The sequence below is a fragment of the Sphingomonas sp. PL-96 genome (genome assembly GCF_020707215.1).
Classification (GTDB): Bacteria; Pseudomonadota; Alphaproteobacteria; order Sphingomonadales; family Sphingomonadaceae; genus Sphingomonas.
The window spans coordinates 201214-213526 of sequence record NZ_JAJFET010000004.1 but is presented as its reverse complement, the minus strand read 5'-3'; the positions used below and the strand labels follow the sequence as shown (position 1 = coordinate 213526).

Annotated in this window: 6 protein-coding genes and 1 pseudogene; 6 read left to right on the top strand and 1 reads right to left on the bottom strand. The window is 67.2% G+C overall.

Translation table 11 applies throughout. The features are described 5' to 3' along the window. Window positions 1-10: 10 nt before the first annotated feature. A complete protein-coding gene (locus tag LK533_RS10170; protein WP_229362701.1) occupies window positions 11-1168 on the top strand; it encodes a histidine kinase dimerization/phosphoacceptor domain -containing protein in 1158 nt (385 codons plus the stop codon). Next, entirely contained in the window at window positions 1161-1577 is a 417-nt protein-coding gene (locus tag LK533_RS10165; RefSeq protein ID WP_229362699.1) for a response regulator, read from the top strand. Before LK533_RS10170 ends, LK533_RS10165 begins: the two co-directional genes overlap by 8 nt. Here LK533_RS10165 and LK533_RS10160 read toward each other — a convergent pair. Further along, entirely contained in the window at window positions 1568-3013 is a 1446-nt protein-coding gene (locus LK533_RS10160) for a hypothetical protein (RefSeq protein ID WP_229362698.1), read from the bottom strand. The genes LK533_RS10165 and LK533_RS10160 overlap by 10 nt on opposite strands. Window positions 3014-3262: 249 nt before the next feature. Between LK533_RS10160 and LK533_RS10155 the strand changes: the two genes are divergently transcribed. The 4 genes and pseudogenes from LK533_RS10155 (at window position 3263) to LK533_RS10140 (ending at window position 12295) form a co-directional block, all read left to right on the top strand. Continuing rightward, a complete protein-coding gene (locus LK533_RS10155; protein ID WP_229362697.1) occupies window positions 3263-5059 on the top strand; it encodes a PAS domain-containing protein in 1797 nt (598 codons plus the stop codon). A gap of 258 nt (window positions 5060-5317) precedes the next feature. Continuing rightward, window positions 5318-6949, top strand: a pseudogene (locus LK533_RS18045) (Ig-like domain-containing protein); the annotation flags it as partial. A gap of 157 nt (window positions 6950-7106) precedes the next feature. After that, complete coding sequence (locus tag LK533_RS10145; protein WP_229362694.1) at window positions 7107-8450, top strand: hypothetical protein; 1344 nt, start codon at window positions 7107-7109, stop codon at window positions 8448-8450. After that, window positions 8351-12295 (top strand): BapA/Bap/LapF family large adhesin, encoded by a 3945-nt coding sequence (locus tag LK533_RS10140; RefSeq protein WP_229362692.1) that lies wholly within the window; start codon window positions 8351-8353, stop codon window positions 12293-12295. The genes LK533_RS10145 and LK533_RS10140 overlap by 100 nt, the downstream gene beginning before the upstream one ends. Window positions 12296-12313: the final 18 nt, after the last annotated feature.

Genomic DNA, 12313 nt, shown 5'->3' with positions numbered 1-12313 from the left:
CCAAGCGGCGATGATCTCCCGCATTGCTGATCGCGCTTCGCTGGGCCAGAACCGCGCGATGGCGGTGCAACAGCATGTAGAAATCCCGATCGATGGTCCGCTTGTCGACGCCGATCTTCCCCGTCGCCGGCTTGCCCTTGTGGCAGAAGCGGCGGAGCGCCTGTTGGCGGCGGACGATCCGGCGCGCATGGTCGACGAGCTGTTCGTGCTGATCCAGGCGGAGCTGCGGCTGGACGTCTTCTTCAACTATCGCCTGGAAAACGACCGCCTGGTGCTCGAGGCGCATGGCGGCCTGAGCGAGGCGCAGGCCCGCGCCGGGGCCGAACTGCAGCTGGGCCAGGCGGTATGCGGCTGCGCCGCCCGCGACCGCCAGCGATTCCATGTGACGGGGGTGCAGGCGTCCGAGGATCCGATCGTGGCGTTCGTCCGCGGCATCGGCCTGGATGCCTATGCCTGCACGCCGCTCCTGCATGGCGACACGCTGATGGGGACGCTGGGGTTCGGCCGGCGCTGGGCGGACCGGTTCACCGACGACGAGCTCAGCTTCCTGCACACGCTGTGCCATTATGTCGCGCTCGCCAAATACCGGCTGGCGGTGGAGCGGGACCTGCGCGCCGGGCTGGAGCAGCGGGACCGCTTGCTCGGTGAACTCAACCATCGCGTCCGCAACGCCCTGCAGCTTGCGGTGAGCGTCGTCCGCCTGGAAGCCAGCTCGGCCACGGACCCGCACGCCGTGGAGGCGCTGGCGAAGGTCGCCGACCGGGTGGAGGTCATCGCCTCTGCCCACCGCCCGATCTATGCCGCCAACGATCTTCGCGTGGTGGGCCTGTCCGATCTGTTGCAGGCCGCAAGTGCCGGTTTGACGATCGACCGCATCGCGCTAAGCGGCGCGCCCGAAACGCGCTTGCCGATCGAACACGGCGTCGCGCTCGCGCTGCTGGTCCACACCATTGTGGCCGACGGTTCGCGTGCGGGCGAACCGGTTGCGATCGCGATCGTTGAGGGGGCAGATGCAACAGCGACGGAAGTTCGAGTGACGGGTGTGGATTCAACGGTTCAGCTGCTTGGCGGGCGTCTCCCCCAGGCGCTTTTGCGGCAGCTCGGGGCAGGCGTGGCCGAGGCGCCCGGCATGATCACCTTCCAGCTTCCGGCAGCCTCGCATGACTGAGCGCACAACCACGCTCAACCTGCTGATCGTCGAGGACGAGGCGCTGATCGCGATGACGATCGAGGATGCGCTCACCTCTTATGGTCACCGCGTGGTCGGCATCGCCGAGGACGTGGCCTCCGCGCTCAGCCTCGCGCGGGCGCACCCGGTCGATCTGGCACTGTGCGACGTGCGGCTGGCGCATGGCGACAGCGGTGTGGATGCAGCCGCCCGGCTGGCCGACCGCGGCATCCCGGTCGTGTATCTGAGCGGCAACTGCCCCACTGATGCGGCCGCGCCGCTGGTGGTGGGCTGCATCAGCAAGCCTTTCCGCACGGCAAGCCTGCACGCGTCGGTGCTGGCTGCCCATGCAATCGCCAAGGGCGGTTCCGCGATCAAGGCTCCCGAGGCGCTGGCGCTCTACGCCTGAGCCTCGCCCGGCGCGGTGGTGCGGATCGCGAAGACCAGGTCGCGCTCGATCGGCGCGGTCGTCACGCACAGCATGCCGTCGCGGCTCTCCGCCTCGTAGGATCCGGCCGCGTTCCCGTGCCGCGTGTCATAGGCCGTCACGCGATACGCGCCGTTTGCCAGGCCGGGGATGCGGAGGGTCGCAGGCGGTGCCAGTTCCTTGGATCGCACCGTGCCCTCCGGCGACAGGCTGTCGGTGCGGACCGCCCAGACGATCGCCTGCGCCTCGTCGCCACAGCCGACCAGCGCCAGCCCGGCATCGTCGCAGTGGAGCTCGTCGGTCAGGTTGCGGCGCCGAAAGCTCGTCCAGTCGATCCGCGGCAGGAACTGCGCCAGCACCTGCTGCGCCTGGCGCATGCCGGCGGTGAGCACATGCGGGTGGCGGTTGGGCCAGCGCATGCCCCCGCCTGCGCCGCCGCTCGCCAGGTGGGCCCATTGGATGTGGCGGAAATATTCGTCGTCGAACGCCTCGGGCAGCGTCCGCTTCTTGTCCTTGAAGCTGTGGATCGGGCCGTGCTCGGAATCGAAGACCGCGCGCCCGGTCCCAGCGTCCTGCACCGCCTTCTGCATCAGCCGGGCGACGGCAAGTGCCGGCGCCACGGTGTCGCGTGGCGCGTCGATGGTCCCCTTTTCGTAGAGGTGCGTGTTCGCGAAATCGAGGCCGGGGTGCCGGAAGATCGGCTCCACTAGCGCCGGATGGTTGATCAGCTCCGGACCGAAGACGGATACGGTCTGCAGATTGGCATAGCCGCGCCGTTCGATCTCGCGCGTGCGCAGCCAGCTGCCGACATCGTCGATGAACGGAGCGGCGGCTGCGGGATCGTTGCCGCCATGCGCGGGATGGATCTCGTTCCACAGGTCCCATGCGAACAGCGCCGGGCTGCCGCCCCAGCGGTCGCTGGCAAAGCCCAGCCGGTCCTTGATCGCTGCGCGCGTGTCCGGGCAGGTCAGCCAGCTCCCCCGGCTGGCGCACACGCCGCCATTGGCGCGGTTGTACGGGTGGTGCCGCCACCGGATCCACATGAAGAAGGTGTCGTACGGGGTCAGCAGCACGCGCAGCCCGGTTTTCTCGAGCAGCTCGAACAGGTCGTCCCACAGCCGCACCATGTTGGGCACGAAGCGTCCGACCGGCCGCTCGAAATAGCGGTGCTCGCCGTGGCAATATTCCAGCATCAGCCGGATGCAGGTGACGCCATGGTCGCGCAGCCAGAGCAGATGGCGTTCCACAGCCGCCGGATCGCGCCTGCGGAACAACGGGCTCAGCTCGGGCCAGGTGATGGCATCGTTGTGCCCGATCGGCGTCCACGCCGCTCCGTCGCCGCGGGTGAAATAGGGCAGCCCTTCGGGGGCATGGATGCGGTCGGGACGGCGGACCGCCTGGTCTGAAGCAAGAAGCACGCGAGCGGGGTAGCCGCTCGCGCCGCGCTTGGCCACTGCGCCGCCGGCCGGGTCCGCTGCGACCCAAGCCGGCCGCCTCCGCAAGCCATTCGGGCGGACAGGAAAACACGTTGGCTACGACGGACGATTATTGCGGTGGGAAGCCAGGCTGTTCTCAGGCAGGTTAAGGACAGTCGGTGTGTCGAGACCTAACAATAGGCCAGGCGCAGTGATCAGGGAGAGAAGATGGTGCAGCTGGGCGCAAGTCTGATGGCCACCCGAATCCGGGAAAAGAATTGGTCGTCGACGCCATTAGGCGCGCGCGATACCTGGCCGCTTGAGCTCACCACAACGCTGGGCCTCATACTCGATTCCGCGTTTCCCCTGTACTTGCTGTGGGGAGACGATCTCGTCAGCTTTTTCAACGATTCCTATGCAAAGGTTCTGGGCAAGAAGCCCGATGCGCTGGGCCGGTCCTTCCGGGACGTGTGGCCGGAAATCTGGGATGAATTTACCCCCATCTTCGCCACCGCACGGTCGGGCAAGGCGACCTGGCACGAGAACAAGCGGTTGCTCCTGGAACGCGGCCACGGCCTTGAGGAGACGTGGTGGACCTTTTCCTTCTCGCCCGTGCGCGACGCCGGCGATCGTGTCGCCGGGATCCTGTGCACCACCTGGGAAACCACCAAGCTGGTGCTTGCCGAACGCGAGGCGGCACGTCAGGCGGCCGAGCTGACCCGCTTCAGTGCGCTGGTGCCGGAACTGCTGTGGGTGACCCGCGGGCCCGGCTACACCGACTGGGCGAACCAGCGGATGATCGACTTCCTGGGATTGGACCCAGCCACCAGGGGAGCGGATTGGCCATCGGTCGTGCATCCGGACGACGTTCAGGCGGTCGCGTTGCGCTTCGAAAAGGCGCAGCGCCAGCGCGTGACGTTCGAAAGCCGGCACCGGTTGCGACGCGCCGATGGTGAATATCGCTGGGTGCTCGCGCGGTCGGAGCCGGTGTTCGGCCCCGACGGCGAAGTCGAAGGCTGGTACGGCGCCGCGACCGACATGCACGACTGGCACCTCGCTGCCGAAGCGATGCGATCCAAGGAGGAGCTGTTCGAAACCTTTGCCCGCTCGTCGCGCAAGGTGCTGTGGATGATCGATGCCGCCACCCAGCGAATCGAATATATGAGCGGAGATACCGCCCATATCTGGGGTGAGCAGACCGCTTCCCAGATTACGTCGTGGGACGATTGGGTGCGAACCGTCCATCCCGAAGATCGCGATCGTCAAACCGACTTCCTTCCTCGGCTGCTCGATGGCGAGCTGATCTCGGAGGAATATCGCGTGATCGGCGATCACGGCCTGGTCCGGCGCGTTCGCGAGACGTTGTTTCCGATACCCGACAAGGAGGGGCACATCCACTCCGTCGGAGGCATTGCCGAGCGGATTGATGCGGACGAGGTGCATCAGGTGTATCTGGTCGGGCTCGAACCGGTCCACGAAGCCCGGCTGGCGGGCTGTTTCTGGCGCAAGGGCTTCAAGTCGCAGACGTTCGAAGCCATCGACCAGTTCGTGAAGATCGCGCCTGCGCTTCAGCCGGGTTGCATCCTGTTCGAGGCAGGCGTGCCCACCAGCCTTGGACGGATCCTGGGGGCATTGGGCAGCAGGCGTACGGCGTTCCGGACCATCGCCTTGACCCCCCACCATGACGATGCCGGGGAAGTCCGCTCGCTGATGAAGATGGGTGCTTTTGACGTGCTGCCGGACTCCGGCGGAAGCGAGGAGCGTCTCCTGCGCATCGTGCGCGAGGCGCTTTTGTCGCTGTCCGCCGCGCCCAATGATGCGGTGCCCGCCGCCCAGTCTGCCCGCCAGCGCCTGCTCGCGCTTTCGGCCCGCGAACGCGAAGTGCTGACCCGCCTGATGGCGGGGCTCAGCAGCAAGCTGATCGCCAAGGAACTGGGGCTCAGCCCGCGCACTGTCGAGGTTCACCGTGCGAAGATCAAGGAACGGCTGCAGGTCGGAACCTTGTCGGAGGCGCTGGCACTGGCTGCTTCGGCAGGGCTGACTAGTTAACGCTACCACAAGTTGACGATGGTTAGCGCAAAGTAAACATTGCCGGTTCCCCCTACGTAGTCCCCTATGGGTTTGGGCGAATAGGCACTCCCCCTCCGTACAAATACATAAGTTGCTAGGTAAGAGACTGCCCCAGGTCCCTGAGGACCTGGGGTGGGTGAGCTGTTGCCTTTCGCAGGTGGGCGTGAGCCGCCGAAGACTGAGCTTCCGGAGGTGTCGATCGGCGCTTCACTGGAGCCATGAGGGAGATGACGAGCCGTGACTGCACAGACGAGTGACAATGTCGCCCCTGCCAGCCCTGCTGGCACGACCACCATCACTCCGGGATCGAGCGGTGTCGTCAAACTCCCCTATGCGCCCTCCGAAGTTGCAGGCTTTGCGCGCGAGGGAGATTCGCTGGTCGTCCGCCTTCAGGACGGCGGCACCACGCGGGTCGAGAATTTCTACACCGAAGTTACGGACGGCGCTCCCCGCGACCTGTTGCTGCAGGGTGCGGACGGGCATGTCTGGCTGGCCCGGGCGCCGCTTGGCAGCACGGACTTCAGCTTTATCGAGATCGCCGCGGGCGACCAGCTGGTAGGCGGCGCCATCGGCGCGGGCGCCGCCAGCGGCCTTGGCGGTCTTGCGGGTCCCTTGGCCGGCGTCGCTGCGGGCCTGGCAGGCGGCCTGGTTGGCGGCGCCATCACCGGCGGCGACTCCGACGATTCGGATGCAGATGCTGACGCGGATGCGGATGCTGACGCTGACGCTGACGCTGACGCTGACGCGGATGCCGACGCAGATGCGGATGCGGACTCGGATGCTGACGCTGACGCCGATGCGGACGCTGATGCTGACGCGGATGCCGATGCTGACGCGGATGCCGATGCTGACGCTGACGCTGACGCTGACGCGGATGCTGACGCTGACGCGGATGCTGACGCGGATGCTGACGCTGACGCAGATGCTGACGCAGATGCTGACGCAGATGCTGACGCTGATGCGGACGCAGATGCAGATGCAGATGCAGACGCAGACGCAGACGCAGACGCAGACGCAGACGCAGACGCAGACGCTGACGCTGACGCGGATGCCGATGCTGACGCCGACGCAGACGCTGACGCGGATGCCGATGCCGACGCTGACGCGGACGCAGACGCCGATACGGAGGCGCCTGAGGCACCTACCGGTCAGGCCAATGAGAACGGGACGGCGGTCACGGGAACCGGCGAGCCTGGTGCGACGGTCACCGTCACCAGTGCCGATGGCGCAGTTCTGGGCACCGGTCTGGTTGGCACGGACGGCCGCTACACGGTGGAGCTGTCGCCAGCGCAGGCGAATGGCGAGGCGCTCACGGTCAGCCAGGCCGATGCGGCTGGCAATGTCTCTGACCCGACCACCATCGATGCGCCCGACATCACCGCTCCTGGTGCGCCGACGGATGCCGACGTCAACGACACGGGGACGGCGGTTACGGGAACCGGCGAGCCCGGCGCGACGGTCACCGTCAACACTGCCGAAGGCGCAGTTCTGGGCACCGGCCTGGTAGGCACCGACGGCCGCTACACGGTGGAGCTGTCACCAGCGCAGGCGAATGGCGAGGCACTCACGGTCACCCAGGCCGATGCGGCCGGCAATGTCTCTGGCCCGACCACCATCGATGCGCCCGACATCACCGCTCCTGGTGCGCCGACTGAACTCGATGTGAGCGACGATGGGGCGGTGGTGACCGGTGTCGGTGAGCCGAATGCCCGGGTCGAAATCAAGGATCCTTCAGGCGCTGTCATCGGCTCGGGCACGGTCGGCTCGGACGGCCGCTTCACGATCGCGCTGACGGATCTGCAGAACGATGGAGAGACATTGGGTGTCGTCCTCATCGATGATGCCGGAAACGCATCGCAGTCCGCATCCGTCGTCGCGCCGATAGACGACACCGACGCGGACGCGGACGCTGACGCGGACGCGGACGCTGACGCGGACGCGGACGCGGACGCTGACGCGGACGCTGACGCGGACGCGGACGCTGACGCGGACGCGGACGCTGACGCTGACGCGGATGCCGACGCAGATGCTGACGCGGATGCCGACGCTGATGCTGATGCTGATGCTGACGCTGATGCTGATGCTGATGCTGATGCTGACGCCGACGCCGACGCCGACGCAGACGCTGACGCTGACGCGGATGCCGATGCCGATGCCGATGCCGATGCCGATGCTGACGCTGATGCGGACGCCGACGCCGATGCGGACGCTGACGCGGATGCCGATGCGGACGCTGACGCGGATGCCGATGCGGACGCTGACGCTGACGCCGACGCCGATGCGGACGCTGACGCGGATGCTGACGCAGACGCAGACGCCGATGCGGATGCCGACGCGGATGCCGACACAGACGCGGATGCTGACGCAGACGCTGACGCGGATGCTGACGCAGACGCGGATGCCGATGCAGATGCGGATGCTGACGCAGACGCGGATGCCGATGCAGATGCGGATGCGGACGCTGACGCCGACGCTGATGCAGACGCTGACGCTGATGCGGATGCGGATGCGGATGCGGACGCTGACGCCGACGCTGATGCAGACGCTGACGCCGACGCCGATGCTGATGCGGACGCTGACGCTGATGCTGATGCGGACGCTGACGCTGACGCTGATGCCGACGCCGACGCTGATGCAGACGCTGATGCGGATGCCGACGCTGATGCGGATGCGGACGCTGACGCGGATGCCGACGCAGACGCAGACGCGGATGCTGACGCAGACGCAGACGCAGATGCCGACGCTGACGCTGACGCTGATGCCGACGCGGATGCTGACGCGGATGCTGACGCTGACGCTGACGCGGATGCTGACGCCGACGCTGATGCCGATGCGGACGCTGACGCGGATGCTGACGCTGACGCGGATGCCGACGCGGATGCAGACGCTGACGCAGACGCGGATGCCGACGCTGACGCAGATGCTGACGCAGACGCAGACGCCGACGCCGACGCCGACGCGGATGCAGACGCTGACGCTGACGCAGACGCTGACGCTGATGCCGACGCTGACGCAGACGCTGACGCGGATGCCGACGCAGACGCTGACGCGGATGCCGACGCAGACGCGGATGCCGACGCCGACGCCGACGCAGACGCCGACGCTGACGCGGATGCCGACGCAGATGCTGACGCAGACGCCGACGCCGACGCGGATGCTGACGCTGACGCTGACGCTGACGCAGACGCTGATGCGGATGCCGACGCTGACGCCGACCTGGAGGTCGTCGCCTATGACGACGTCATTTCCGCCCAGATCGACATTGCGCCCGTGGTTTCCACCCGCGCGGCGACCGATGGCACCTCCGTGCTCCTCAACCTCGGCGGCTTCTCGGACAGCTTTACCTTCGAGGTGCCGGCCGAAACGGTGACCGACGCGGCCTTCACGATCACCGTGGACAGCCTGGTTGGCGTGCTGCCCGATGCGACGGCCGTGCTCGAGGTCGAGACCGACGCCGGCTGGGTGCAGCTCGGCGACGCCTCACAGGGCGGCGTGCTGGATCTGCTTAGCCTTGCCGGGACTGGCTTCCGGGTAACCGCGGACGATCTGCCGGCGGGCAACTATCGCCTCACCTATGGCGGCGGCGGCACGCTTGGCGTGGGTACCGAGGTGAACCTCGCCGCCCAGCTCACCGACACCAGCCTCACCAACTTCGAGGTGGCCAGCGCACCGCCCGTGATCGGCAACGTGTTCGCCGCGTCCGAAGCGGGTCCTGCCGACGTCCGCGGCCCTGGTGCCGTACTGCAGGTGCTGGGCGAAGACGGCAGCTTTGTCACCGTGAACGCCCCGACCGCGGTCGAGGGCCAGTTCGGAACGCTGGTGATCAACCCGGACGGCAGCTTCACCTACACGCCCGATGTCGACGCCTCCGACATCGGCGGGGTGGACCGCTTTACCTACCAGCTGGTCGGGCCGGAGGGGACGTCGCAGGCCACGCTCAACATGCGTCTCGACAGTCCGGATGCGCCGGTCCTCTGGGACAATACCGCCCCGGGGTCCCCCGGGACCACGGTGGTCGCGATCGGCGACACTGCGGAGGCGAGCGTTGTCCTGGGCCAGGGTGTCACCAGGACGACGACGGAGCCGGACGCCATCCGCTTCCAGACGCCGCAGCAGCAGGGCAGCTTTGACTTCACGGTCAGCCCCGACTCCAGCACGGACCTGACGCTCAACATCGTCACGCAGTCGGCCCTGGGCGTGCTGCCGGGCGCGAGCTTCAGCCTGCAGCAGTTCGTCGGCGGGCGGTGGGTTCCCGTCACCAGCGGTACCGGCGCGACGCTGATCGACGTGGTCGGGACTGCTCCCGGTGCATTCGAGGCCCGGGTCGAGGATCTTCCGGCAGGCAGCTACCGCGTGACGGTGACGCCGACGGGTATCAACCTGGGAACCGTCGCCGTCACTGGCGCGGCCCAGTTCGACACCACCTATTTCAACGAAGTGGAAGCCCGCGGCGTGGTCGCTGCGACCGGCAATGTGCTGGCAGGCGCGGACCAGGATATCCTGGGTTCGGACCTGACGGTGCTGCGCATCCGTCTGGCCGACGGCACGTTCGTGGCGCCGGGCTTCGGTGGCCAGCGGGTAGTCGGCGAGCATGGCACGCTGGTCATCCAGGCGAACGGCGACTTCACCTACACACCGTTCGAGAATGCAGGCGGAGTCGGTGAAGTCGATCGCTTCACCTACCAGCTCGTGCATCCAAACGGCCAGACGTCCATCGCCGAACTGGCGGTCACGATCGACGATTCCGACGCGGATGCGGACTCGGATGCAGACGCTGACGCCGATGCGGATGCGGATGCGGATGCGGACGCCGATGCGGATGCGGACGCTGATGCCGATGCCGATGCAGACGCAGACGCAGACGCAGACGCAGACGCTGACGCTGATGCGGATGCCGACGCTGATGCTGATGCTGACGCTGATGCAGACGCCGACGCTGATGCGGATGCCGACGCTGATGCGGATGCCGATGCCGACGCTGATGCGGATGCTGACGCTGATGCGGATGCTGATGCCGATGCCGACGCGGATGCTGACGCTGACGCCGACGCCGACGCTGACGCTGACGCTGACGCCGACGCTGACGCTGACGCTGATGCGGATGCGGATGCCGACGCCGACGCTGACGCGGATGCCGACGCTGATGCTGACGCCGATGCAGACGCCGACGTGCGTGCCTTTGACGATCTGGTGACCGCTCAGATCGACATCGCGCCGGTCGTGTCCACTCGGGCCGGGGCCGATGCCACGACCGTGCTCCTCAACCTCGGCACCTTCTCGGACAGCTTTGTCTTCGAGGTGCCGGCAGAGACGGTGACCGACGCCCGGTTCACGATCACGGTCGGCAGTCTGGTCGGCGTGCTGCCCAATGCGGCGGCCGTACTGGAGGTGGAAACCGACACCGGCTGGGTGCGGCTGGGAGACGCCACGCAGGGCGGGGTGATCGATCTGATCAACCTTGCGGGAACCGGCTTCATCGCCACGGCGGACGATCTTGCGGCCGGGACCTATCGCCTGACCTATGGCGGCGGTGGCACGCTTGGCTTGGGCACGCAGATCAACCTTGCGGCTCAGCTGACCGATACCAGCCTCACCCAGTTCGATGTGGTCGACGCACCGCCGGTGATCGGCAACGTGTTTGCCGCGTCCGAAGCCGGGCCGGCCGACGTACGCGGCGGCTCCGCCGTGCTGCAGGTGCTGGGCGAGGATGGCACCTATGTCACGGTGACGGCGCCGACCGAGGTCGATGGCCAGTTCGGAACGCTGGTGATCAACCCGGATGGCAGCTTCACCTACACGCCGGACGTGGAGGCGACCGACATCGGTCAGGTGGATAGCTTCGCCTATCAGCTGGTCGGCCCCAACGGGACGTCGCAGGCGACCATGAACGTGCGCCTGGACAGCCCGGATGCTGACATCATCTGGGACGACACCAACTTCGGGGCGCCCGGGACCACGGTGGTCACGTTCGGCGATACCGCGGAGGCGGGCATCGTGTTGGGAACGCGGGTCGGCGATCCTGTGATCGTCCCGAACGCGGTCAGCTATAACACCGGCCTGTTCCAGGCGAACCAAGGCAGCTTCACCTTCAATGTCGGAGCGAACACCACCACCGATGTGACGCTTGACCTACGGTCCAGCTCGGTACTCAACCTGCTGGGCGGTACGAGCTTCACGCTGGAACGGTCCGCCGGCGCAGGACGCTGGACGGCGGTCAGCAATGGAAGCGGCGGCTCGCTGGTCGATCTGGTGGGCCTTGCCGGCGGCGGCGTGCGGGCCGAGATCGATGACCTTGCGGCGGGGACTTATCGGGTGACGGTGACAAGCTCCGGCATCAGCCTGGGCACCACCGTCACGGGCACGGCCACCTACCAGACTACCTATCTGAACGAGGTAGAGGCGCAGGACGTCGTCGGCACCAGCGGCAATGTGCTCACCGGAGCAGGCGGCTCGGGCGGCGATGTGCTGGGCTCGGAGTACACGGTGCTGCGGGTTGAGGAGGGTGACGGCGTGTTCGTGGCGCCAGGCTATGGCGGCGAGCGCATCGCGGGCGAGCATGGCACGCTCCTGATCCAGGCGAACGGCGACTTCACCTACACGCCGTTCGAGGATGAAGCGGGGATCGGCCAGGTCGACCGCTTCACCTACCAGCTCGTGCATCCCAATGGTCAGACCTCCACCGCGGAGCTGTCCATCACGATCGGGGAGGCCGAAGCCGGCGTGCCGGTGATGCTGGCCGACACGTCGGCGGCGGATGCGCCACTGCTGGACCTGCATGCCGACGTCACACTGCTGGATGGGCTGAGCGCGCTGTCGCTGTCGGTGGACGATGGCCATCAACTCCGGCTGCCGTCGGACGACGCAGGCACGAACCTGCCTGCGGCCGAGCCTGACATGGGGGATCCGACTCAACTGGAGCTCCATGGCGACACGGTGGTGCTGGTCGGCCTCGACGACCTGCCGGCAAGCGGCGGCAGCGAGCATGGCGACGCGACCACGATCGGGTCGGACACGGACGTGGTCACTCTGCCGGCGTTCGAGGACGTGCTGGAGATCGAGCCGCAGGATGCGGTGCACGATGATCCTCCGGCAACCACAACGGAGGAGACCCCGATCGTCCATGCCGACGCGGCAGTGACGGTCGAGACCGAGCCAGTCGTCCTGATCGACAATCCCTTGCACGACCCATGGGCGAATGCCGCGATCCACGTCTGACAAAGGACCGGTGCCGGT